General features: G+C 51.3%; 24 protein-coding genes. 23 read left to right on the top strand and 1 reads right to left on the bottom strand.

The annotated features are described in order from the left end of the window. The 4 genes from KOO63_10320 to KOO63_10305 all read left to right on the top strand — a co-directional run. A partial coding sequence (locus KOO63_10320) for a hypothetical protein (GenBank protein MBU8922199.1) occupies nt 1-670 on the top strand: 670 nt, incomplete at its 5' end. A 7-nt stretch (nt 671-677) separates the two neighbouring features. Beyond that, nucleotides 678-1,706 carry an ABC transporter permease gene (locus KOO63_10315; protein ID MBU8922198.1) on the top strand — a complete coding sequence of 343 codons (1,029 nt, stop codon included), beginning with the start codon at nt 678-680 and terminating at the stop codon, nt 1,704-1,706. After that, entirely contained in the window at nt 1,703-2,593 is an 891-nt protein-coding gene (locus tag KOO63_10310) for an ABC transporter permease (GenBank protein ID MBU8922197.1), read from the top strand. Before KOO63_10315 ends, KOO63_10310 begins: the two co-directional genes overlap by 4 nt. A 54-nt stretch (nt 2,594-2,647) precedes the next feature. Continuing rightward, the gene (locus KOO63_10305) at nt 2,648-3,685 is read left to right on the top strand and encodes a hypothetical protein (protein ID MBU8922196.1); all 1,038 of its coding nucleotides are present in this window, start codon (nt 2,648-2,650) and stop codon (nt 3,683-3,685) included. Here KOO63_10305 and KOO63_10300 read toward each other — a convergent pair. Further along, nucleotides 3,671-4,195, bottom strand: coding sequence for an NUDIX hydrolase (locus tag KOO63_10300; protein ID MBU8922195.1), 525 nt, complete (start codon nt 4,193-4,195; stop codon nt 3,671-3,673). The two genes, KOO63_10305 and KOO63_10300, sit on opposite strands and share 15 nt — an antisense overlap. 137 nt (nt 4,196-4,332) lie before the next feature. Between KOO63_10300 and KOO63_10295 the strand changes: the two genes are divergently transcribed. The 19 genes from KOO63_10295 to KOO63_10205 form a co-directional block, all read left to right on the top strand. Continuing rightward, nucleotides 4,333-5,274, top strand: coding sequence for a hypothetical protein (locus KOO63_10295; GenBank protein ID MBU8922194.1), 942 nt, complete (start codon nt 4,333-4,335; stop codon nt 5,272-5,274). A 56-nt stretch (nt 5,275-5,330) separates the two neighbouring features. Beyond that, nucleotides 5,331-5,660 (top strand): divalent-cation tolerance protein CutA, encoded by a 330-nt coding sequence (locus KOO63_10290; GenBank protein ID MBU8922193.1) that lies wholly within the window; start codon nt 5,331-5,333, stop codon nt 5,658-5,660. Nucleotides 5,661-5,901: 241 nt separating this feature from the next. Next, on the top strand, nt 5,902-6,948 hold the full coding sequence (locus KOO63_10285) for a class I SAM-dependent methyltransferase (GenBank protein ID MBU8922192.1): 1,047 nt from the start codon (nt 5,902-5,904) through the stop codon (nt 6,946-6,948). A gap of 31 nt (nt 6,949-6,979) precedes the next feature. Further along, nucleotides 6,980-8,857, top strand: coding sequence for a tetratricopeptide repeat protein (locus KOO63_10280; protein ID MBU8922191.1), 1,878 nt, complete (start codon nt 6,980-6,982; stop codon nt 8,855-8,857). Between the two features lie 61 nt (nt 8,858-8,918). Next, complete coding sequence (locus KOO63_10275; protein MBU8922190.1) at nt 8,919-10,424, top strand: response regulator; 1,506 nt, start codon at nt 8,919-8,921, stop codon at nt 10,422-10,424. Between the two features lie 230 nt (nt 10,425-10,654). Then, nucleotides 10,655-11,353: a flagellar hook-basal body protein gene (locus KOO63_10270; GenBank protein MBU8922189.1), complete on the top strand. Its 699-nt coding sequence runs from the start codon at nt 10,655-10,657 to the stop codon at nt 11,351-11,353. Between the two features lie 48 nt (nt 11,354-11,401). Continuing rightward, nucleotides 11,402-12,190, top strand: coding sequence for a flagellar basal-body rod protein FlgG (flgG, locus tag KOO63_10265; protein ID MBU8922188.1), 789 nt, complete (start codon nt 11,402-11,404; stop codon nt 12,188-12,190). A 3-nt stretch (nt 12,191-12,193) separates the two neighbouring features. Continuing rightward, on the top strand, nt 12,194-13,159 hold the full coding sequence (flgA, locus tag KOO63_10260; GenBank protein MBU8922187.1) for a flagellar basal body P-ring formation chaperone FlgA: 966 nt from the start codon (nt 12,194-12,196) through the stop codon (nt 13,157-13,159). Next, the gene (locus KOO63_10255) at nt 13,156-13,731 is read left to right on the top strand and encodes a flagellar basal body L-ring protein FlgH (protein ID MBU8922186.1); all 576 of its coding nucleotides are present in this window, start codon (nt 13,156-13,158) and stop codon (nt 13,729-13,731) included. The genes flgA and KOO63_10255 overlap by 4 nt, the downstream gene beginning before the upstream one ends. A gap of 12 nt (nt 13,732-13,743) precedes the next feature. Beyond that, a complete protein-coding gene (locus KOO63_10250) occupies nt 13,744-14,877 on the top strand; it encodes a flagellar basal body P-ring protein FlgI (GenBank protein MBU8922185.1) in 1,134 nt (377 codons plus the stop codon). 10 nt (nt 14,878-14,887) lie between these two features. Continuing rightward, nucleotides 14,888-15,388 (top strand): rod-binding protein, encoded by a 501-nt coding sequence (locus KOO63_10245; protein MBU8922184.1) that lies wholly within the window; start codon nt 14,888-14,890, stop codon nt 15,386-15,388. After that, nucleotides 15,360-15,896 carry a flagellar export chaperone FlgN gene (gene flgN / locus KOO63_10240; GenBank protein ID MBU8922183.1) on the top strand — a complete coding sequence of 179 codons (537 nt, stop codon included), beginning with the start codon at nt 15,360-15,362 and terminating at the stop codon, nt 15,894-15,896. The genes KOO63_10245 and flgN overlap by 29 nt, the downstream gene beginning before the upstream one ends. 17 nt (nt 15,897-15,913) lie before the next feature. Continuing rightward, on the top strand, nt 15,914-17,284 hold the full coding sequence (gene flgK / locus KOO63_10235) for a flagellar hook-associated protein FlgK (protein ID MBU8922182.1): 1,371 nt from the start codon (nt 15,914-15,916) through the stop codon (nt 17,282-17,284). A gap of 7 nt (nt 17,285-17,291) precedes the next feature. Beyond that, nucleotides 17,292-18,851, top strand: a complete 1,560-nt coding sequence (locus tag KOO63_10230; protein ID MBU8922181.1) for a hypothetical protein — start codon at nt 17,292-17,294, stop codon at nt 18,849-18,851. A gap of 22 nt (nt 18,852-18,873) precedes the next feature. Beyond that, a complete protein-coding gene (locus KOO63_10225) occupies nt 18,874-19,344 on the top strand; it encodes a flagellar assembly protein FliW (protein MBU8922180.1) in 471 nt (156 codons plus the stop codon). Nucleotides 19,345-19,352: 8 nt separating this feature from the next. Then, nucleotides 19,353-19,616, top strand: a complete 264-nt coding sequence (gene csrA / locus KOO63_10220) for a carbon storage regulator CsrA (GenBank protein MBU8922179.1) — start codon at nt 19,353-19,355, stop codon at nt 19,614-19,616. A gap of 157 nt (nt 19,617-19,773) precedes the next feature. Continuing rightward, the gene (locus tag KOO63_10215) at nt 19,774-21,165 is read left to right on the top strand and encodes a hypothetical protein (GenBank protein MBU8922178.1); all 1,392 of its coding nucleotides are present in this window, start codon (nt 19,774-19,776) and stop codon (nt 21,163-21,165) included. Nucleotides 21,166-21,456: 291 nt separating this feature from the next. Continuing rightward, nucleotides 21,457-22,848, top strand: a complete 1,392-nt coding sequence (locus tag KOO63_10210) for a hypothetical protein (GenBank protein ID MBU8922177.1) — start codon at nt 21,457-21,459, stop codon at nt 22,846-22,848. 191 nt (nt 22,849-23,039) lie between these two features. Further along, the coding region (locus KOO63_10205) for a hypothetical protein (GenBank protein MBU8922176.1) at nt 23,040-23,942 on the top strand (903 nt) is incomplete at its 3' end.

Here is a 23,942-nt window from a genome sequence, read left to right as displayed (position 1 = left end):
CCATCACGGAGTCATCCCGCCAGGGACGCTGATCTATTCGGACAGTCCCACGGCAAGGAAGATCACATCGATCTACCGGGAATCACGGATGGAATTTTCTGAATATGTACTCGATCTGTTCGGGGACAGACTTCTTGCACCGCCTGGTCTAAGGGAAGTAAAAAGTGCTACTTCGATGAAGGTACATGCCAGGAAGCATGAGCCATCAATATTCATCTCTTCGAGTGGTGATCTGAATTACGCGAATTCACCCCGGCATTTGATGAGAATGTTCGACTGTGAGAAAAATCTTTTATGCATGGTAGGGTGGCAGTCTCCAGGGTCAGTCGGAAGAAGGCTGGCCAGGGGAGAGACACCGGTACTTGTTCGTCATCGGGAAGGGAAAAAGCTGGAGAAGGACTGGATAAACCCGGCGATCGAGATATTGCGGGTCGTCTCTTTTTCCAGTCACGCCGACCAGGATCAACTCGTATCATGGCTTGCCGGTATAGAGGGTTTAGACGGGGTCTTTATCGTTCACGGGGAAATGCACAGTTCGGAGCTTATGCAGGACAGGATCAGGGATGAACTTGGCCTCGACGCGAAGATACCGCGACCAGGCGAGTCATTTGATTGTGGTGTCGATGGACGGTTCAGTAAGAAAGCCATGATCGAGAACGTAAAAGAGTGAGTGATCGATGAGTATGATGATATTGAAAAGAATCGCGTGGACGATACCCCTGGTCATATGTGTCTCAATGATCGTTTTCTCGATGATGCATCTGACGCCGGGTGGACCGGTCGGTACTCTTGCCTCCAATCCCAAGGTCAGCGGGGACGACCTGGCCAGGATCAGAGAGAATTACGGCCTGGACCGATCGCTGCCGGTTCAGTATCTGTGCTGGTTCAGACAGGTGTTTCTCCGTTTCGATCTTGGCAGGAGTCAGGTGACTGGCAGGAGTGTTTCCATGATGATCATCGAAAGACTTCCCGCGACTCTTGAGCTTATGGCCACGGCCTATATCCTGGCTATACTGGTCGGTTTTGCCGTGGGTGTCCTGTCGGCTGTCTATAGAGGAAGACTGATCGACCAGATATTCTCGATAACGTCTATTGCCGGGATGTCGGTCCCAGTATTCTGGACCGGCCTTATGGCGCTTTTCATTTTTTCCCTCAAACTGGGTATTTTCCCGGCAGGAGGAAGACTGTCAGGAGGAGCCGGAGATACCGGGGGCCGGCTCATGCATATCATCCTGCCCGCGCTCCTGCTGTCCATGACATATGCCGCTTCATGGGGAAGGTACATAAGGGCGGGGTTGCTCGATGCAGGAAGGGGAGACTTTATCAGGACGGCGAGGGCAAAAGGCCTGGGTGAATGGAGGATAGTATTTAAACACTCCATGCGGAATGCTATCCTGCCGGCTGTCTCGGTCATGGTCATGCAACTGCCGACCCTGTTCACGGGAGCGGTGATCACCGAGACCGTCTTTTCCTGGCCTGGTATCGGGAGATTGTTCTACGAAGGGCTCCAGCGGCAGGATAATGCCAGGGTCCTTGGAATAGTCGTTATCTCTTCGATGCTGATAATCCTTTTCAATCTGGCTGGAGACCTGATCAACATGATCATAGATCCGAGAGTTCTGAAGAAGGGAACTTCATTCCGGGACAGGGGCGGAGCATCCGGGCTGACAGTTGATAGCGCAAGTACCATGAGGGGAGGGAAGTGATGCGGCAGCCTCAGGCACAGAATGCGTGGGATGAAAGATCATCCGGGGCCAGCCTGTCTGGAACTTTCGCTCGGTGTGGGTTTCGTGATGACAGGCCCGCCGCGATCTCGCTTATCCTGATCCTGCTTATTCTTCTGATTTCTGTCCTGGCGCCATTATTTTCACCCTACGGGATGAACGAGATCGATCTGGACAAGGTCGGCGCGGCACCGTCACCTGATCATATTCTGGGTACGGACGAACTTGGCAGGGATGTGTTTACCAGGCTCCTCTATGGAGGGAGATATTCTCTGTTTATCGCTTTTTCCTCGATCACTATCGGTGTACTTGCCGGAATAATCTTTGGCAGCATGGCAGGGTATTTTCGGGGACCGGTGGACAGAGCAGTCTGTGGATTGACCGATATCTTTCTTTCAATCCCGGTATTTCTGATCCTTATGGTCGCGGCATCTGCTGCTGGCGGGAAGATACTCGTTATTCCTCTGGTCATTGGCGCCACGTCATGGATGGAGACGTCACGGACCGTGAGAGCGGAGTTCATGCGGTTGAGCCAGGAAGAATTCGTTGAAGCGGCCCGGTCTCTGGGAGTATCCGATCGTAGTATAGTCTTTCGCCATATCCTTCCACAGGCTATCGTCCCTGTGACAGTATCCGCCACAACAGGGTTTGCAGGGGCCATTCTCATCGAGAGTTCCCTCAGCTTTCTCGGTTTTGGCGTCCAACCGCCCCTGGCGACCTGGGGAAATATGTTGAATAACGCTCAGCACCTCCTCCGGACCGCTCCTGTGGCAGCTGTTGCCCCTGGATTCCTCATATTCATCGTCTGTCTGTCATTCAACTTTGTTGCTGCTGGCCTCAAACGTGTTCTTGCGCGTGATTCAGAATAATAGTAGTTTCATAATCATCATCGGTTCGGAACGGTAATAATACAGGGGTGACGTATGAAACGGCGTGTTAAGGGTATAGGAATGATATCCGGAGGGCTTGACAGCCTTCTGGCTGTGGCTGTTCTTGCAAAACAGGGGATAGACCTGCTGGGAGTCCATTTCCTCAACGGGTTTACGCCTGAAAACCTCAGGATGAGGGTAAATGACCTGGCCTCGATGGAGGATATCTCTGAGAAAAGAAGCAGTACCCTTTCCGGCTTTACAGGAATACCTGTCAGAGCCATCGATGTATCCGCTGATTTTCTGAGTGTGATGAAAGATCCACCACATGGATTCGGCAAGAATGTAAATCCTTGTATCGACTGCAGGATATTTCTATTGAGAAAGGCTGCGGAGATCATGAGATCGGAAGGCTACGATTTCATCTTCACTGGCGAAGTGCTCGGGCAGAGGCCCATGTCCCAACATCTCATCGCAATGCGTTCTGTTGAAAAGGATAGTGGCCTGGCAGGCAGACTGCTGCGTCCACTTTGCGCGAAACTGCTAAAGCCGACAGAGATCGAAGAGAATGGCCTCGTGGATCGTGAAATGCTTCTCGATATCCAGGGCAGATCGCGGAAGAGGCAGATGAACCTGGCGGAGGAACTCGGCGTCAGGGGATATGGGGCTCCGGCTGGTGGATGCGCCCTTACAGATATCAATTACGCCAGAAAATATTCCGATCATGTCGAGCATTCCGGGGGGCGCGATCTTACGGTGCGGGACACGGTCCTTTTTTCAACGGGGCGGCACCTGAGACTCTCCGACAGGGTCAAGATCGTTGTGGGAAGAAATCAGGAGGAAAACGAGTATTTTGAAGCGAAATGGGCCGATCACTATCTGGCTATGACCCCGGATGTCCCGGGACCGACGGTGGTTATTCTGGGTGATCCGGTGCAGGATGACTTTCCTGTCATAGCTGCTGTAGCGGCAAGATACAGCGACGGGAAGAAAGAGAAAACGGTTAAAGTCGATATCGAGCGGGGAGAGGAGAAGATGGAGTTCGAAGCACCTCCGGCCTCAGAAGAAGACCTTGCCCTATGGCGTATCTGAACCACCGGCCAGCACCTTTCTGATCAACGACATGTGGCTTTTGAACGCAATAGACGGCATTTCGTCGACTGGAAAGAATCGGGCGTCATCAGCGTCGTCACCAGCAGCGATATTTCCTTCGAACCGGCCGAATCTGTATCCTATGATAAGGATCGTTGTCTGGTAGAAATCGCTTTCCTGATGGATCGTATCGATCAACTCGGGATCATATGCCCTGATCCCTGTCTCTTCCTCGAGTTCCCGGGCTGCCGCTTTTGCGGGACTTTCACCTGTCTCGATGAATCCACCAGGGAGGGCCCACTGACCAAGTCCCGGCTCACGGTTTCTCAACACAAGGAGGATCCTTCCCTCGTCGATCACAATGGATGTCGTCGCAGGAAGTGGGTTTTCATAATGATACCGATCTTCTTTCCCACAGTACAGACGGTCTCTTCCTTCGAAAAACTTCGTTGAAAGGATCCCGCCGCACATTGGGCAGAATTTCCATTTTCTGTCGGTCTGATCATTCATCCTGTGTTCCTCCGGTGTCGTCCTGTTCCATTTCAGTCATTTAAATATGCGCATACGATGATGTGAGGCAAGGTTGAAGTTGCCTGTCGACTTTCTTTCCTGTAGGATTCTCTCTGCGATCTCACTCTGGAAGGAAGATGATGGATAGAAACAGCCCAGTATCAATGGATGTAGTCGGTGTGGGATATACGGCTGTAGATTGTTACGGTTTTATACCTCATCTACCCGACTTGAATTCAAAGCTGGAGATGACTGATTTCGGGGTCCAGGGTGGGGGCCCCGCGGCTACGGCTGTAGTGACGATGAGCAGGCTTGGTCTTAAGGCCGCGTTCATAGGCAAGATGGGTGATGATCTTCTCGGAGAGCTGATGCTGAAGGGGCTCAGGGAAGAAAATGTCAATGTGGACTGCGTCAGGATCGAACAGGGTAAGGATTCCCAGTTTGCCTTTATAATGATTGATTCCGGTTCGGCTGAAAGGACGATCCTGTGGACGAGGGGTACTCTCTCTCCCCTTGAACCTTCCGAACTTGACGAAGAGATGATACGGTCCAGCAAAGGACTCCTTATAGATTCACTGGAACCGGGCGCCGCGCTCACCGCTGCCCGTGTGGCAAAAGAAAGTGGGGTCACCGTCGTCATAGATGCCGGCACTCTTCGTGAGGGTGTCAGGGAGATTCTTCCCTTCTGTGATTACATCGTGGCCAGTGAGCTGTTCGCGAGCCAGATATCTTCTGGAGGAACTGTGGTAGACGCGCTTGAGGCCATGCTGCAATATGGGGGCGAAGCATCGGTCGTTACGCTGGGCGAGAGGGGATGCGTCGCGATGACAGAGAGCGGCATCCTCGAGATCGATGGATTCAATGTGAGATCCGTCGATACGACGGGAGCCGGGGATGTCTTTCACGGCGCGTTTCTCGTTGGGGTCCTCCACGAATGGGATCTTGAAAGGGTGTGTGTATTCGCGAACGCCGTGGCAGCATTAAAATGCACAAGACCGGGAGGAAGGACCGGTATCCCCGACATGAAGAGTACTATGGATTTTCTGGGTGAGCGGATGCCGGATATGTCTTTCACGTAGAGGATATACTGAACGATCAGTGGCCGTACAGGGAGTGAATACTTCGGGAAAGGATAATGATGGATAGACCGAATGTTGTCCTCGTCACCGCGGGTAGCGGGGAGGAAGCGGAGCAAATAGCGATGCAGCTGATCAACGCGGGATTGTCTCCATGCATCAACATTATTACTTCGTGTCACTCTGTCTACCAGTGGAAGGGAGAGTTCAGGCATGACGACGAGGTCCTGATGTTTATCAAGAGTAGAAAGTCGGATTTCAAAGAACTTTGCTCCGTTGTAGAGAAGAATCACTCTTACGATGTTCCAGAGATCCTGGCTATGGAGATCTCGGATATTTCGGAGAAGTATGAAGGGTATTTCAAGGATTTCTTCAAGCATCTCCCTTAGGAAGATTTTTCCATGTACGGAGATATTTGTCCTATCTGACCTCGAAGCGTGCGCTTGTACGAGTGTGTGACGGCCGATGAGGCACCGCGCTGATATTTGCCTATCGTTAATATTATCAATTTATTAAGCACCACCTGTTTCCAGGAAAAATGATATCCCCCTCGATTGTGTTCCGTGGCACATCTCTTGTTTTATGTCATTCGGTGACGGGATTGTCCCGCGCTTGACAATTGGAGAATAAATGAGCACAACTGGTATTTCGATCGGGGACCCCGTCGGCCTTTTTAAACAGGCTGAAGGGCATCTCGAGGCCGGTCGGGATCTTGAGGCGAAAACGATGCTGAGAAGGCTTCTAAACTCTTCTGGTGTCGCTCCTGTCGCCCTGTTCCGACTCGGTGAGATTGAGAACAAACTCGGTAACGCAAAAGACTCCGAGACCTTTCACCGGAGGGCCTTCAGCGCGGACGCTCGTCTTGCCTCGCGCATCACTTCCACGGATCATCCTTTTCATGGGTATGCCTACAGGGATATTGATCAGACTGTTGTCAGTGATTGTCCGCTATGCGGAAAAACGGGAAGACACTACTGGACCTTCAACATGGTGACCAATATGGATTTCAATGAAGGTTTCGATCCGGTACGTTCCTGGATGATCTGCGATAGTTGCAATCACATTTACGCGTCGGCGTTCCCTTCAGACCTGGACAGGGTCCTTTCCGATTCTGACAATGAACAGTATGAACAGCCCAAGACAGGTCTCCTTTCATATAATGGTTCGATAATATCAAGATTGCGGAGAATGACCGATGGGCGAAGGTTATTCGAGATCGGGGTAGGTGCCGGGGAACTGATGGCGGTAGCTGCCGAATTCGGATTCAATGTCACAGGATTGGAAATCAGACCATCGCACGCGGAAAGAGTATCCAGGATGATCGATCTGCCCGTAGTCTGTGCTGATTTTGCCGACTATGATACGCCTGACCGCTATGATGTCATATGCATGGGGGATGTTCTCGAACATTTCAGGCGACCCACCGAGGCCATCGCGAAGGTGGCGGAGCTTCTGATCGAAAAGGGATTGATCTGGATATCTACGCCGAATCACGAGAGCGCTTTCTCCAGGATAATGAAAGACCGGGATCCGATGAAGCGTGTGTGCGAACATATGAACTATTTCTCTTTCAAATCGCTGAGAAATCTGCTGGGGAACAATGGAATGGAAGTCGTTGATTACAGGATTTCGGCCCACTATAACGGGTCGATGGAAGTCGTCGCCATAAAGCGATGAAAATGGATAGAATAATCGGAGGAAATAGTCGATGGGAGAAATTGACAATAGCGAGATCATCGATCTGAGAGAAAGACAGACTCGGGCCAGCGGTTCGATCAGCTGCTGTATAATCACTCGTGATGAGGATGGATTTATCTCCGACGCCATCGCCAGCGTCAAAGGCCTGGCTGACGAGATCATTGTACTCGATACCGGGTCGATCGACGAGACCGTCCAATGTGCGGAGAAGCTTGGTGCGAGGGTCTTCACTACCGAGTGGAGGAACGATTTCAGCGAGGCCAGGAACCTCGCGATCTCAAAGGCAAGATGTGAATGGATACTCATACTCGATGCCGATGAGATCATGGACAGGAGATCTCATTCGAGGATCAGGGAACTTGTTTCCGGTAATCCTGACGCTGCCTTCATGTTCGAACAATGGACATACACGGATGACTCCGACACATTCGGATGGATTCCTGCTGATGAAGACAATCCTGTGAGTCGGGAGATGATAGGGTACTTCGCGAGCCAGCAGGTCCGGTTGTTCCGGAACAGGGAGGATATACGCTACCGGGGACAGGTCCATGAGGACGTTGAAGAATCACTCTTATCACTCGATTTAACGATATTCAAGGTGGAAGATGTAATAGTACATCATTACGGCAGACTCAAGGATTCGGAGAGGATCGACCGGAAATATCGGATGTATCTCGATCTTGGTGAAAAGAAACTCCAGGCGAATCCAGGTAATTCGAAGTATATATTCGAACTCGCGTCTCAGCTTCTCGGGCTGGGATTTACAGAAGAATCGATGGTTCAGATCGACCGGGGGCTGGAGATCGCTCCGGATAGTTGGGAGTTTCTTAACCTCAAGGGGCTGACACTTATAAAGCAGGGCGCCTCGGCAGAATCTGTGGAATATTTCAGCAGAGGGATAGAAATCGATGGGAGCAGGCCCGATCTGTACAATAACATCGGTGTGGCGCTGATCGAGAGTATGCGTCCTGAAGCGGCCCTCGAGCAGTTGCTTAAGGGACTGGAGATCTCAGCGGACAACCCTAATCTGTTAAGAAACTCGGCTACAGCCTGTATAATGAGCGATCGACTCGATGATGGCCGATCGTATATTGAGAGATCACTCGCAGTCGATCCTTTCATGTCACATTCTCATATGATACATGCCGACATCCTGTTCAGAACGGGGAAAAATGACGAAGCCGCGGAAGCTCTGGAAAAGATAAGATTCATATCGGGGACCGATCTGAAAGTCTACCTTAAGTCGGTCTATATCTATTCTCAGATGAAGATGGTTGACAGGGCCTCGGACGTCGTTGGAAGGGCGCTGAAGGATTATCCGGGACACGAGGGGTTGATCTTCCTGTCCGGCAAGGTCCACGAACTGAAGGAAGAATTCGAAACCGCCATTACGATTTACAACGAACTGCTTACAAGGAGTCCGAATAATTCTGATATTCATAATAGTCTCGGGTGCATGTATGAGAAACGGGGCGAATTGAAGAAGGCTGCTGCGAGTTTTGACAGGGCTGCCAGATTGTCACCACATAATCTCCAGATCAGGATCAATCTCGGGATCGTTGAGGGAAAACTGGGGAGGGACACAGAGGCGGAGGAACATCTGAGGTCCGTTCTTTCTCTGGATCCTCTTAGTGGTTCTGCGCTTAACGCGTTTGGATGTTTTCTCTCCCAGCGGGGAAGATACAGTGAGGCAATCAAAAACTTTACGAAGGCTATCGAACAGGATCCCGGGGATATCAGGTTTTATCTGAACCTGGGTCTCCTGTGTGAGAAAATGGAGATGCCTGTCAGGGCGGCCGAGATATATGAGAAGATAGCGATGCTGGATCCGTCGGCCGCACCAATAGTGGAATCGCGGCTTGAACAGCTGCGCGATACCGTATCCTGATTTCTTGTATTGCCGGGCGGCCCGCAAATGCCGATCTCCGATCCAGAGAGGAGAAGTTTTCGTGAAATCCAGAGAGATCATACTCGTAGTCGATGATTCGAGTGTTATCCGAAAGAGGATGAAAGCAATCCTTACTGGCAATGGCTATGAAGTGATCCTTCGAGACAATGGCGAGGCTGGTGTCCTGGCCGCTCTCGAATATGCCCCGGATCTGATAATCATGGATCTCAATATGCCGGGGATGGACGGGTTCACCGCGAGCGTAATGCTCAAGAAATATTCCCAGACCCGTATGATTCCGATCGCCGTATTTACGGACGAAAACGAAACGAGGCGAAAAGTAGAGTTTTTCGAAGTCGGTGTAGAGGATTTTATTATCAAGAATGCTGATGAAGCCGAGGTCATCGCCAGGGTAAGTGGGCTTCTTCGCTGGAAAAGAAACAGGGAAGAATTGTTGAGTGAGAAGAGCAGGCTCGGCAATCTTGTCGATTCACTCAGCGATCTCGTGATAACTTTCGATACGAACGACAAGATAGTATTCTACAATCGCGTAGCCGCTGCCAGGTTCACCCTCATACCTGAGCTCATACAGGAAATGACTATTTATGATGTTCTTCCCGATTCCGAAGCAGGCAGGAGCCTGACGGAAAATATCAGGTCCAGAGAAGAAATACAGGGCTTCGAGATGGATGTCGAGCATCATAAAGGAAAAGTAAGGTCGTACGAAGTCGATATTAACAGGGTGTATGTAGAGTTGAGCGATGATGTCGGGGGCGCTTTCGTCCTCAGGGATGTGACGGCCGAGAAAGAAGCGGAAAAGTTGAAAGCCGAATTCTATTCGATGATGGCCCACGAGATGAGGACGCCTATCAGCGTTGTGCTCGGTTACACCCAACTGATCCTGGACAGGAGAGCCGGAGAGATATCGGAACTTCAGGAAGAGTTTCTCAGGGGAGTGGAGGATAAAGGTAAGGCTCTATTGACCCTGGTCGATGATTTTCTGGAAGTATCCAGGCTCGAAGGCAAGTTTGTGAAGCTGGACAGGTCTGAATTCGATTTCCGCCAGATGGTCGAGAAGTCGGTCTCGGGCATAAGACTTCTTGCCGATAACAAGAGTATCAAGCTTGACACTTCTTTCGATGGTTCCCCGACGCAGATCGTCGCCGACAGGGATAAGCTGGAACATGTCATGACGAACCTTGTTGAAAACGCGATAAAATACACCGAGGAAGGCGGTAGCGTCTCAGTAAGATGCAATTGCTCGAACGGAAGCGTGAAGGTCGAGGTCGAAGATACCGGGATCGGAATGTCCGAAGAAGAGATCACTTGTATATTCGATAGATTCAAACGTCTGGGAAAAGCCGAGAAAAAGAAGATCAAGGGAACCGGCCTTGGCCTCGCGATCGTAAAAGAGATCGTGGATGCCCATGATGGTACTATCAGAGTAGAGAGCAGGGATGGTGTCGGTAGTCTGTTCCATTTGTGGATACCATCTTATTCCGGCGATGAATCCGTTTCAGGTGTGGCGGAGAGGGATCAGTCAGATATGCTTCCTGTCCCGGAATGATCTTTCCATCGTTACCCGGATTTCCTCCGAAGAAACATTTTACCCCCGTATCAAGAAAATTTTTCCCCAAAACCTGTTTCCAATTTTCCATGGATCCTCAGGTCCTATCCCGCAAGCTGCGTGTAACGTGTGGTTATATAAAAAGATAAACGCATGTGCTGAGGGGGGCTGGGACTTTGGTCCTACAGGCATATCTCTTGCCGTCTGAATGAGACTAATGGAGGACAATTATGCTTAAAGGTATCTCGATGGCCGCGAAGGCAATGAAAAATCAGACAGCCAGACACGATATGATCGCCAATAACCTGGCGAATGTAAACACGACTGGATTCAAGAAAGATATCGCGGTGTTCCAGCAGATGGACACTCTGCAGGGAGAGAAGGATACACTGGTGAGAGTCGCTGTTTCATACGAGCAGGGTCCGGTCACAAGGACCGACAGGCCTCTTGACCTTGCTATTCAGGGCGAAGGATTTTTCGTAGTAGATACGGATGCGGGAGAACGATATACAAGGGCCGGGGCCTTCATGGTGGATTCCGATGGATTTCTCGTGACTCTCGACGGAGATCTGCTGTCCGGCGGCATAAGTGTACCTCCCGGGAATATCGATATTACGAGAGAAGGATTGGTCAGGGTAGATGGCGCAACGATGGGAGAGGTACGAGTTGTCACGTTTGACGAGATCTCAAGGCTTGAGAAGGCGGGGTCCGGGCTTCTAAAGGCTCCGGAAGATCTCTCGCCGACCGATCTCGGGGCGGAGGACAAGATTGTCCTTTCAGGGTTCCTGGAGAGCAGCAATGTGGAGGTAGTGACTGAGATGACCGAGATGATCACAGCCTTGAAGGCTTATGAGATATCACAGAAAGCGCTGAAATCCGAGGATGAGATACTCAAACTTCTCACGGGGACTGTGGGCAGGATAGGATAAGGAATCGTCGAGTTTCGGGCCACATCGGCCCTGAAAAAGGAGAGGAAAATGATACGGGCTCTTTCTACAGCGACATCCGGAATGAAATCACAGCAGATATATATAGATAATATAGCGAATAACCTGGCGAATGTGAATACAGCCGGATTCAAGAAGACCAGAGTCGAATTTCAGGACCTGCTCTATGAGAGAGTCGGGGCTGTGGGTTCTTCGAGGATGACATCAACGGCGGAACCGGCCTTCAACCAGATCGGACATGGAGTAAGGCTGGCCGCTACTACCCGTATCTACAGCCAGGGATCATCTCAGGCAACGGAAAACCCCATGGATCTGATGATCGATGGAGACGGATTCTTTCAGGTACTCCTTCCTGATGGCTCATTTGCATACACAAGGGACGGTACTCTGAAACTGGATTCTGAAGGGAACATGGTCACGGCTTCCGGGTTTCAGCTCGAGCCGGCGGTGGCCCTTCCCAGAGAGACAAATCATCTGATGATCGCCGGTGACGGTATGATATCGGTTCTGCTTCAGTCGGAAGAAGAACCTACAGACCTCGGAAGATTCGAGCTGGTCAGGTTCCAGAATCCATCTGGTCTCAGGAGCATAGGTCACAACCTCTATGCCGAGACTGTCGCCAGCGGGTCGCCCATCCTTGGAAATCCTGGAGAGGAAGGGATCGGTACTGTGCAGATGGGCTTCCTGGAGATGAGTAATGTCAGCGTCATCGAAGAGATGATAGGGATGATCACGGCGCAGAGGGCGTATGAGATAAATTCGAAAGCTGTGAAGACTTCAGAAGAGATGCTGCAGATAGCGGCAAACCTCAAGAGGTAGGAATTGTCAGCAAGAAGTGGAATAAAGACAGCCATGATCCTGGCAGGCGCAGTAACACTGCTGGCGCAGGTGGCGGCGGCGGGTGGAGTATTCACGCTTCGTGAAGAAGTCGAGATGGATCACTCTGTAGTCAGGTTGTCAGATGTCGTTCATGAAGACATCGGCGACATGAAGGATGTAGTCCTTATGGAGACTCTTCCGTGGGGGGCGACCAAAGGTCTTTCCAGGAATTTTATTCTCAACAGGACCCGTTCACTGGATATCGAACTGAATGGTCCGGTAAGAGTCGTCCTGACGAGAAAAATGGCGGAGAGAAGCGCTGAGATCCAGAAGGTCCTGCATGCAAGACTTGCTGAATTATTTGCCGGATCGAAGTTAGGCGCCAGTGTGGAAAGACTCGAGATCGAGTTCAGGAATTTCCCCTCCCGGCTGATGGTGCCTGATGGTGATTACAGCCTGGAGTGTCGTTTTCCGGGGAACATTTCCGGATACCGGGTCATCTCCTTCACGATTAGAGCGGATGACGGATATAAAAGAAGATTTTCTACCGGATGTCTGTTTCATGTCCCGGTCGATTGTGCCGTAGCTCTCAGAGCCATCGGCAGGCAGGAGATCGTGGCCCGGGAGGATATCGAATGGGTCGAGAAGGATCTCGCCTCCTGCTACGAGATGCCGGTGACACGGGAGAGAGATATTTACGGTATGCGCGTGGACAGGTATGTGAGATGTGGCGACCTGATTGCTCTCAGTGCCATGGAGAGGGTGCCGGATGTCGCGAAGGGAAGCGCCGTACTGGTCGAAGTCTCGCGCGGACTCATGGTAGTAAGCGCGAACGGTATATCACTTGAAGACGGGTGGATGGGGGACAATATCCTGGTCAGAAATAAGGCATCAGGCAAGATAGATAAATACAGGGTCATAGCCAGAGGGAAAGTGGTCCCACTTACCTCAAGCAGGAAGGATTCATGATGTACAGAGGCCTTGCGACGATCTGTTTTCTGCTGATTGTGATTTCTTCCGGTGCGTACGCTCAGCGGCCTCTATGGGACGAGCAGGGCTCCCTGTATTCGAATCTCAAGGCTTACAGGGTCGGGGATGTCGTCACTGTGATCATCCAGGAACAGTCGTCTGCCTCGAGTAACGCTAAAACGGATACCAAGGTCAAGGCGGAAGCAAAAAGTGGCCCGGGGCTCGGGACCCTGGATTTCGTTTCACTCTGGGGACTCACCAGCGAGAGCAAGTATAAGGGAGACGCCAAGACTTCACGGTCGGGCCAGTTGTCGGCGAGAATAACGGTCAGGATATGCGAGATACTTGGTAACGGTGATTACCGGGTCGAAGGGAACAGGGAAGTAAATATCAATGGAGAGAGAGAGAAGATATCTCTGAGTGGGATCATCAGATCGAGAGATATCAAGTCGGACAATACGATCATGTCCACTTACGTTGCTGACGCGAAGATTCTGTATGACGGTAAGGGGCCGGTAGACTCAGGTCACGAACCCGGGATCCTGACAAAGATGATCAACTGGATATTCTAGAAGGAGAGAGAATTGTCGAAAGCGGCCAAGAATAATTTCCGTGCAGTCCTGCTGGTCATAGTGATCTTCATGCTCCTGCATCTTTACATCCCGGTCCGTGTGTACGGGGCTGTACGAGTGAAGGATGTCACCAGTATAGCCGGGACGAACGACATACAGTTAATAGGTTACGGACTTATCGTCGGATTGAACGGTACGGGCGATGGTAACAAGAGCGCATTCACCGTCAATTCGATTGTAAGCATGCTCGAAAAGCTGGGGATGACAGTTTCTCCCAATGATATCAAGGTGAAAAATGTGGCGGCAGTCGTTGTTACCGCTGAACTTCATCCATTCACTCCGGTGGGGACCAGAATGGATGTGACCGTGTCATCACTGGGTGATGCTTCGAGTCTTGAAGGTGGGCAACTGTTGCTGACTCCGCTGAGAGCTTTTGACGGTCTGAATTACGCGGTGGCCCAGGGGGCGGTGTCGATAGGAGGATTCAATATCGATGCAGGAGCGGGGAATGTTCTGAGGAAAAACCATGCAACGGTCGGAAGAGTGCCTGAAGGGGCTATAGTCAGAAAACAGCCCGAGGGTGAAGTGGCGAAGAACAATCATTTCACTTTGACCCTGAACGATCCGGATTACCAGTCGGTGACGAATATTGCGAACCAGATAAATTTTACATACAGGATGAAGCTGGCAGAGGCCCTCAATTCGAGGGCTGTGGAAATAAGAGTGCCTCCGATGTACGAGAAAAACCCGGTCGCGTTTATTGCCGATATAGGCAGGATGGAAGTCCAGCTCGACAATCCCGCGCGGGTCGTCATCAACGAGAGGACAGGAACGGTCGTGATAGGTGGCGACGTATCGATAGAGGAAGTAGCCATCGCTCACGGTAATCTTCAGGTCGAGATCAGAGCCAGTTACGGAGTAAGTCAGCCTATGGCCTTCGGTGAAGGAGAATCGATTATCGTTCCCGAGATCGAGACCAGGGTCGAAGACAAGGAAGCCAGATTATTCGCAATAAGGGATTCGAACACAGTCACTGATATCGCAGCAGCCTTGAACGAACTGGGCATAACTCCCAGGGACATGGTTGCAATCTTCCAGGCGTTAAAACGTGCGGGCGCGCTCAAAGCCGAGCTCGTGATCATGTAGGAAGTGTCATATGAAAGCCATGATGACAAATAAGATATCTCCGGCTATCGGAGCGAATCGTCAGATTGCAGAAAAAGCAGAGATCGAAAAAGCGGCCAGAGATTTCGAATCGATCCTCATCGGTCAGTTTTTCAAACTTATGCATTCTACGATAGGGGATAGTGGTGTCATTGAGCGTTCTTTTTCAAGAAAGATCTATGAAGAGATGATGCAGGACGAGATCGCGAAGGAGTTTTCGAAAAGTGGTGGGCTGAGCCTGAACAAAGTGCTGGTCGACAGGTTTGTCCGTATCCAGGAATCGAATAGTCGGGGGCGGGGAACCGGCGAAGATGGGCCCAGAATGCTTTCTATCGGCCAGAATGGAAGCATGCCTGTGGCCGACAGGATGATGAGATTGAAAGAAAACAGGACTGAATCAAATAGATACCTGCCAACGCGCAGACTTGATTCCGGAAAGGGAAGAACTGAGAAAGTGAGGATTAATGATGGCAGTCAGGATTCTGGAGACTGATAACTTCGAAGGTCGGGTATCGGATCTGTGCGATATCATGAACAGCGAGACGGATCTCTGCAGGGAGCTGCTTGAGCTGTCACGTACCGAGCAGGGTTTTCTTATCAAAAACGATCTGGAGAATCTCGCGAACAATACTGACAGGATGAAGAGCGCTGTAGAATTTCTCAAGGAGAGCCAGGACAGTCGCCACGAGTGCATGGGGTCGATAGCGTCCCTAATGGAAGTCGAGGAAGACAAGATGACGATACGGTCGATCAGGGAGAATGTTCGCGTAACCCTTTCCGAAAAACTCAAGAACACAAGCAGAGAATTGACGAAGGTCGGCGAAAAACTATACAGGACCAATCACAACACGGTCTATCTTATTGATTTTTCCCTCGATCTTCTGGAGCAGCAGAACAGGCTCTGGGTGGAGCTTGTATCGGACAAGGAAGAAGGATATTCGGACGGGAGCAGGAAAGGGAAGACCAGGACATTCCCCCTGCTCGTAGAGAAGAAAGTCTGAAAGGTAGAGGATAAGTTATGACGACTTTATTCGGAATGCTGGAGATGAACAAACGGAGTCTGTTTACTTCGCAGTTTTCGCTCCAAACCACGAATAACAACATATCGAATATCAATAACCCGGGATATTCAAGACAGGAAGCCCTCCTGCAGTCGAATATCCCGACAGTCTCACCTGTGGGAATCCTCGGGAATGGAGTGACGGTGTCCACGATAAGAAGGGCTACCGCTGAATTCTATACGAGGCAACTCCGTGACGAGACCTCATCGATGAATGGATGGAATGCAAGAAGTTCTACTTTATCCCATATGGAGACGATTTTCAACGAGCCGAGTGATTCCGGTATGGCAAACAAAATAGATGAGTTCTTCAATTCGTGGAACACTCTTGCCTCAGAGCCTGAAAGTGGATCGGCCAGGATCGATATCGTCGAATCAGCCAGAAGCATGTGTGCGATGTTCCATAATATGGATGAGTCTCTACAGGAACTCAGGGACAACCTGAATGATCAGATAGTATCAGATGTTGGAGCAGTCAACGAATTGACGGAGAAGATTGCCAGCCTGAACAACATGATCGTTGAGGTTGAGTCTATCGGGCATACAGCCGGAGATTACAGGGACGAACGGGACAGATTGCTGCAACAACTGTCCGGTATAATCCAGGTTGAGATCCGGGAAGACGATTTTGGTTCTATCGACCTGTTTATCAGGGGAGTAAATGTGGTTCACAGGTCGGAGACGGTAAGCCTGGACATCCAGCAGAACGATGATGGTGAAACCGTGACGATGCAGGTGGTCCTGAAGGGGCAGCATGTCAGTCTCAACCTGGGAGAAGGGAGTCTTGCCGGTCTTCTGCATTCTCGTGATGGTTACGTGAACGATACACAGGAATCCCTGGACTACCTGGCAGCTTCTTTCATAGAGAGAGTCAACGAATTGCATAATTCTGGATGGAGTCCCGAGGGAAGCGGATTTGATTTTTTCCGTGGAACCGACGCTATGACGATAGATATCGCATATGCCATTGAGTCGAATCCTGGCATTGTAGCCAGCTCATATGATGGTACGGTCGGTGATAACTCTCTGGCGAATGATATAGTCGCTCTTTCGATCAATGGAATCTCGGAGGACGATCCATTCACATTCAATGAGAGGTACGGGTCTCTGGTAACCACGATCGGTATTCATGGTTCCAACGCGCAGGACATGTTGCGGAACAGTAATATGATCGTATCCAATCTTCAGCTGAGAAAAGAAAGCATAACTGGAGTCAGCCTGGACGAGGAACTCGTGAACCTGACCAGGTTCCAGCAGTCTTACGAGGCCGCTGCGAGAGTGATGACGGTCGTGGGTGAGATGATCGATTCAATACTGGACATGAGGTAGAGAAACAATGAGGATATCTTTTCAAATGCTCAGTCATGGGCCACTGAGGAACATAGCGAACAGCCTTGAGAGGTATTCGAAGCTGAATATCAAGGTAGGTTCGATGAAAAATTTCCAGAGACCTTCCGACGACCCTATCGGTGTCCGGAAGGCGATGGCCTACGATACTCTCATCAAACAGAACAAGATATATTCATCGAACACGGCCGATGCCATGATGTATCTCGATGTCATGGATTCGACTCTGCTTTCGGTGAAGGGATTGATCGACAACGCGAAGACGATAGCGCTTGAGATGAGAAGTTCGACAGCTGACTCAGGAGAAAACATAAGGGCCAGCGCGGCAATCGAAGTGAACGGCATCCTCAACGATGTCAAGGATATGCTCAATACCAGATTTCACAACAAGTATATATTTTCAGGGCACATGATCGATTCTATCTCTTTCGAGGAAGTCGATGGGTCCATGGTGTACCGGGGCGACGATAGCCCTCTTCAGTTGAGAGTGGGCCCTAACAGGCTGATGGATGTCACCGTCCCCGGTTCGGCCTTCCTGTCTCTCGGTGAGGATGAGAGGATCGAATCGCGTACCATGAATGCTTCTATTCTGCCCGGGACGAATATCGATGATCTCAATAACGGGGAAGGAATATTCAGAGGAGCGTTTACGGTCACGAACGGTGCAGGGATGTCAGTAGATTTCGATGTGAGCGGAGCCTCGACCGTGCAGGATGTCCTCGACATGGTGAACGGGTCCGGGCTGGGAATCATGGCTGGATTGAACTCCAGTAACGGGATCGCACTCTTCGATATAGTAGGAAACGGAGAGATGACGGTGACGGAAGCTGGAGAGGGAACAACGGCTGAAGGCCTTGGAATCCTGGGGACAAGTACAGGTGGTGTATTGACAGGCAGTGCGCTCGACCCGCTTCTTACCGAGAATAGCATTGTCTCGGGAGTCGACCTCCTGGGTTCGATCCTGCTCACGGGGCTCAGGGTGACGGTCGATGGCATAGATCATGATGTGGATTTTTTCACCCCCGCTTATCCGACTACGGTAGGCGATATGCTTGACCGGATCAACCTTACAGTACCCGGAGTGAGTGCTGAACTCAATGAGACTCGCGATGGGATAGTACTTATTTCAGACAATGAATTTTCCGTTGGAGAGATCGGAGCTGGAACTACGGCTGCCGACCTCGGATTGCTGGGGGATTCCGAGACTACAGAACCGTACAGTCTGTTTGGAGCCCTCGAGAATCTGAGGACGGCTCTGGAGAACAACGACCCCGGTTCCCTGGATTCGGTCATCGGTCAATTGGAGTACGTGGTGGATCACGTCCTGGAGATCGAGGCGGCAGTGGGAGCCCGGGGCAGACAGGTTGAGTCGATCAATGAACAGTTGCTGGATACGAGAGTGAGCCTTCTCGAAAATCTTTCGTTTGTCGAGGATATCGACCTCAGCGAGGTCCTTACCGAACTGGCGGAAGCACAGGTAGCCTACGAGGCGGCACTCCAGACAGCCGTATCCATTTATAACCTGAGTCTGCTCAACTACTATAGTTAAGCAGGAAAGGAAGGAAGAAGTAATGAAGATCAAGTCGTCCATCTTTGACGAGATTGAATTCGACGAGAAGGATATCATCGTCCTCGATAATGGGTTGATAGGGATCGAGACCCTTTCGAGATTCATTCTTATGGATTTCGCTGATGAATCGGCGTTCCACTGGCTGCAGTCAGTGGATGACCCTGATATGGGCTTTATCGTATCGGAGCCGACCATCTTTGACGGCGAATACACATTTGCTATTGATCCTGGACTGAAGGAAATACTCAGTATAGAGAAAGACGACGATGTCGTCGTTATGTCTATCGTGACGATCAGGGACCACGGAAACACGATCACCGGGAATCTCCTCGGTCCGGTCGTGATCAACGCGTCGAAACGGATCGGGATACAAATCGTCCTCGATTCAGACGATTACAGTTCGGTGACACCACTTAGAAAGATAGAAGAAGAAAAAACCGAGAATGAATCCAAGGTCGGATGTATGGCCTAGAGGTTGAAATGCTTGTTCTGACAAGGAAGATCCAGGAAAAAATCGTCATATCGACGAATATCATAGTAACTGTTCTCAATATCGACGGTGACCAGGTGAAGCTGGGGATACAGGCGCCAAGGAGCGTCAGTGTACACCGCCAGGAGATCTTTGACGAGATATTCAAGTCCAACTATGACGCTCTCCTGCAAAAGAAGGACAGGGACGCAGCCTTTCAATCTATTATCAAAAAGAAACAAGAGGCAGGAGGAAGCGGACTGGACAGGACATAAATATAACCGGCAGGGCCGGGAGAGACTGAAATCGGGAATCTGAAAGAAAGGTCATTCCTACTAAGCTGGAAAACGGAATCAGGGAAACGTTTCCAGATGAGCAGCAGGGATGCAAGGGAAATGACCTGTTAACTATCCACGGAAGGAGGGGGTTGATATGAGTTTCAGGATCAACCACAATATCAGCAGCATCAACGCGCTGAGAAACCTCGGAGGTACAGAATCCTCCGTGTCGAAATCGTTGGAGAGGTTGAGTTCAGGGCTGAGAGTGAACAGGGGCGCTGATGATCCAGCGGGCCTCGTGATCTCGGAGAGTATGAGATCACAGTTGTCGGGAATTCGTCAGGCGATTGAAAATGCCGAGACTGCTACAGCGATGATCCAGACTGCTGAGGGCGCCATGAACGAGATACATACACTACTTAACAGCATCCGCGAACTGGCGATCCACGCGGCGAATACAGGTGCCAACGATGACATCATGCTTGCTGCAGATCAGGACGAGATCGATAACGCGATCGCGACTATCGATCGTATCGCCAATCAGACGCAGTTCGGAGTGAAGAAGCTTCTTGACGGATCCAGCGGCGTGACCGGTACGACGACCGATCCGAGTGTGACTTTCTTCACGGCTACCGAATCTTCGATCTCAGGTACATACGCGATCGATATCACGACGATGGCCGAACAGGCCCAGGCAACGGCGGGTACAGGGCAGACAGCCGTTCTCGGAGCGACGGAGACGGTGACGGTCAACGGTGTGGAGATCATACTTACGGCAGGATGTACACAGGTTCAGGTAGTCGACCAGATCAACCTCTACAGCAGCTCGACGGGCGCAACCGCCTCGATCGTCGGAGGTGACCTGACAGTGACCTCAAACGGGTACGGCTCGAACGTGAACGCATCGGTAGTCTCGAACCTGGCGGCGGCTACGACCAGTACTGGTATCGGGATGACGGTGATCGCCGATACAGGCGTGGATATCGCCGGCACGATCGGCAGCCTCGCCGCGACAGGAAGAGGAAGGGTGCTTACAGGAGGCGCCGGACTGGCAGTCGAAGGAATAGCAATTTCTACCGGCCTTGCTGTCGGGGCGGCGGGGAGCGTGACGGTAACGAACAACTCCCTTGTCTTCCAGGTAGGTGCGAACAAGAACCAGACCGTTACGATCACACTGAACAGACTGGCGACTAACGGAATCGGAACGGACGTAACAGGAAACATATTTAACAATCTCAGCGAGATAACTGTTTTGTCCGCCGATCAGGCACAGGATGCTATAGAGATCATCGACAAGGCTATTCAGCAGGTTTCCGCCAAGCGCGGTGAGCTGGGTGTGTTCCAGAAAAACACTCTGGAGAGCAGCACGGCCAACCTTGCTATTACTGAGGAGAACCTCGTAGCCGCTGAATCGATCATCAGGGACACGGATTTCGCTCAGGAGATGGCTGAACTCACAAAGAACCAGATCCTGCTGCAGTCCGGTACTGCAATGCTTGTGCAGGCTAACCAGATCCCGCAGGTAGTACTGCAGCTTCTCCAGTAAACTTACTGGGGAGAAAGAGGACTCGTTTTTTCATAATGGCTTCCAGAGACGGTAATGGACTCTGGAAGCCTTTTCCATGCGCGATCTGCTGCCGCGGACAGTCCCGCCCGTTAAATAAATATACATGAAGCTTAAAATTCTCCTCAAGTTCATTTCCGTATTTCCGAAAGAGGGAAGAGGAAAGAGAATCCCCTTGTCTGGCAGACAGGAGGAAGGAGACATTCAAACTGCCGGCAGACATGGATGTCAGGGGGAGCAGATAGTGATCCAAACCCATGGAAGGAGAAGCTGATGAGCTTCAGAATTAATCATAACCTCAGCTCGATAAACGCGTTGAGGAACCTTGGAAAGACCGAGTCTGTTGTCGCCAAGTCTCTTGAGCGGCTTAGCTCGGGTCTCCGTGTAAACAGAGGCGCTGACGATCCGGCGGGTCTCGTGATCTCCCAGAATATGAGAGCCCAGATCGGTGGTATTCAGCAGGCTATAGAGAACGCCGAGACAGCTACTGCGATGATTCAGACGGCTGAGGGCGCCATGAACGAGATTCATAACCTCCTCAACAACATCCGTGAGCTGACCATTCATGCAGCTAACACCGGCGCGAACGACTCTGTGATGCTTTCAGCGGATCAGGACGAGATCGACAACGCGATCGCTACGATCAATCGTATCGCGGCGCAGACGCAGTTCGGTACGAAGGTCCTGCTGGATGGATCGAGCGGTATGGCGGGTACCACTACCCTTTCGACCGTAACGTTCCTTAATGCTACCGAGGCCACTGTCGGAGGCACCTATGCCATAGCCGTCACGGTCCAGGCCGAGCAGGCCGCGGCCACAGCCGGTACCGATCAGACCGCAGTGCTGGGCGCCGACGAGACCCTTACCGTGAATGGTGTCTCCGTCGCCCTTACAGCAGGTATGACTCAGGTCCAGGTCGTTTCCGCTATCAACGACTACAACTCCTCGACCCAGGCGACCGCATCGGTAGTCGGCGGAGCCCTTACGATCACGACAGATGGTTACGGTTCCGGTGAGAATGCTTCGGTAGTCTCGAGTGTCGCCGCTGCCACGACCAGTTCGGGAGTAGGCACCACTGCAGTGACAGATACAGGCGTCGATATCGCCGGTACGATCGGTACCCTCGCCGCGACCGGTTCGGGCCTGGTGCTTACCGGTGATGCCGGTCTTGCTGTCGAAGGCATTGCTGTTTCGACTGCTCTCGGGGCAGGCGCAGCAGGAAGTGTGACGATCACCGATAACGCACTGGTCTTCCAGGTAGGAGCGAATGCCGGTCAGACGGTGGAGATCGCACTTAACGCTCTCACAGCGACTGGACTCGGAACGAGCGTTTCGGGTAACCAGTTCAACAACCTCAGCGAGATCAGCGTGCTGACCTCCAGTGGATCCCAGGATGCCATCGGGGTAATCGATCAGGCTATCCAGCAGGTATCCGCAAAACGAGGCGAGCTCGGTGTGTTCCAGAAGAACACTCTCGAGAGCACGGTATCAAACCTTGCAATCGCTGAAGAGAACCTGATCGCAGCGGAATCTCTTATCCGCGACGTCGACTTCGCCAGTGAGATGGCGCAGTTGACCAAGAATCAGATCCTTCTGCAGTCCGGCACAGCTATGCTCGTGCAGGCGAATCAGATTCCGCAGGTAGTATTGCAGCTGCTTCAGTAGTCTGATCAGAGGAAAGGATGAACTCCCCGGCCTCCGGGCCGGGGAGAGTCCATTTATTCCTGAATCCCACTATCAGGGGAAAATATTTCCCATTGTCTCCCTGAATTCAAGTAATCAGTAAAGGTAATAACTTTCCTGCCGATAAACAGTGTAATGGAAGAGTGATAAACGGCTGGAAAGGAGTGTTTGAAATGGCTGGAGTCGGAGGAATAAGCGGGCTGGTCACGGGGCTGGATACAGTCGATCTGATCAGCAAGATGCTCGATCTGGAGCGAAGACCGATCATAAACCTGCAAAACAGGATAGCGTCGAACATAGACCTGAAATCAGCGTACGAGACCCTCGAGGCGAACCTGCTGGCATTGAAGATAGACTCAAGGAACCTCGTCAGACGGGATATCTTCAAGACGATAGGGGCCATGTCCTCGAACGAGGATATAATTACAGCCAGTGTCAACGGGACGGCCGCGACAGGCAGTTATACATTATCTGTCTCTCAACTTGCACAGAGTCATCAGGTCGCTTCTCTTGAGTTTGTCGATAAGGATGAGACCATAGTTGGTACAGGGACGATTACGATTAATAGCGGGACAGCCTCCCCTGTGGAGATCGTTATCGATGCAAGCAACAACACCCTGGAAAACGTGGCCGATGCGATAAATTCGTCAGGCGCCGGAGTACAGGCTGTAATAGTCAATGTCGGGGGCGATGATGCCTCATACAAGTTGATGCTATCCGGAGCCTCTACAGGTGCGGACAATCTAATAACTATTGATGAGGACCTGTCAGGTGGTACCGGCCTGCAACTCGGTGAAGTAGATGCGGTAACAGATATTTCCTGGGGCGGATCTTCGACGGTCACTTCAGGTGGCAACTATACTGGCGCGGAGGCAGCGACATTCACATTTACCGTGGCTGCCGGTGGCGGCGGAACAGTAGGTACTGACACTTTAACGCTGGAGTATACCGACGGCGCGAATATTTCAGGGATGATCACGATCCCATCTTCATATTCCGAAGGAGCATCGGTGCAGGTCTACGGCGGGCTGGAGATCACCCTTGGCGGGGGAACGGTCGTCGAGGGGGATACTTTC

The sequence above is a fragment of the Candidatus Latescibacterota bacterium genome (genome assembly GCA_019038625.1).
Lineage (GTDB): Bacteria > Krumholzibacteriota > Krumholzibacteriia > Krumholzibacteriales > Krumholzibacteriaceae > JAGLYV01.
The sequence above is the reverse complement of the archived record's forward strand: the minus strand, read 5'-3'. Positions and strand labels throughout refer to the sequence as shown.

Excerpts from the sequence above, each read along its gene's own strand:
- KOO63_10315 (MBU8922198.1), top strand. The coding sequence starts at position 678 with ATGAGTATGATGATATTGAAAAGAATCGCGTGGACGATACCCCTGGTC.
- KOO63_10305 (MBU8922196.1), top strand. The coding sequence starts at position 2,648 with ATGAAACGGCGTGTTAAGGGTATAGGAATGATATCCGGAGGGCTTGAC.
- KOO63_10300 (MBU8922195.1), bottom strand. The coding sequence starts at position 4,195 with ATGAATGATCAGACCGACAGAAAATGGAAATTCTGCCCAATGTGCGGC.
- KOO63_10295 (MBU8922194.1), top strand. The coding sequence starts at position 4,333 with ATGATGGATAGAAACAGCCCAGTATCAATGGATGTAGTCGGTGTGGGA.
- KOO63_10290 (MBU8922193.1), top strand. The coding sequence starts at position 5,331 with ATGATGGATAGACCGAATGTTGTCCTCGTCACCGCGGGTAGCGGGGAG.
- KOO63_10285 (MBU8922192.1), top strand. The coding sequence starts at position 5,902 with ATGAGCACAACTGGTATTTCGATCGGGGACCCCGTCGGCCTTTTTAAA.
- KOO63_10280 (MBU8922191.1), top strand. The coding sequence starts at position 6,980 with ATGGGAGAAATTGACAATAGCGAGATCATCGATCTGAGAGAAAGACAG.
- KOO63_10270 (MBU8922189.1), top strand. The coding sequence starts at position 10,655 with ATGCTTAAAGGTATCTCGATGGCCGCGAAGGCAATGAAAAATCAGACA.
- flgG (MBU8922188.1), top strand. The coding sequence starts at position 11,402 with ATGATACGGGCTCTTTCTACAGCGACATCCGGAATGAAATCACAGCAG.
- KOO63_10255 (MBU8922186.1), top strand. The coding sequence starts at position 13,156 with ATGATGTACAGAGGCCTTGCGACGATCTGTTTTCTGCTGATTGTGATT.
- KOO63_10245 (MBU8922184.1), top strand. The coding sequence starts at position 14,888 with ATGAAAGCCATGATGACAAATAAGATATCTCCGGCTATCGGAGCGAAT.
- flgN (MBU8922183.1), top strand. The coding sequence starts at position 15,360 with ATGATGGCAGTCAGGATTCTGGAGACTGATAACTTCGAAGGTCGGGTA.
- flgK (MBU8922182.1), top strand. The coding sequence starts at position 15,914 with ATGACGACTTTATTCGGAATGCTGGAGATGAACAAACGGAGTCTGTTT.
- KOO63_10230 (MBU8922181.1), top strand. The coding sequence starts at position 17,292 with ATGAGGATATCTTTTCAAATGCTCAGTCATGGGCCACTGAGGAACATA.
- KOO63_10225 (MBU8922180.1), top strand. The coding sequence starts at position 18,874 with ATGAAGATCAAGTCGTCCATCTTTGACGAGATTGAATTCGACGAGAAG.
- csrA (MBU8922179.1), top strand. The coding sequence starts at position 19,353 with ATGCTTGTTCTGACAAGGAAGATCCAGGAAAAAATCGTCATATCGACG.
- KOO63_10215 (MBU8922178.1), top strand. The coding sequence starts at position 19,774 with ATGAGTTTCAGGATCAACCACAATATCAGCAGCATCAACGCGCTGAGA.
- KOO63_10210 (MBU8922177.1), top strand. The coding sequence starts at position 21,457 with ATGAGCTTCAGAATTAATCATAACCTCAGCTCGATAAACGCGTTGAGG.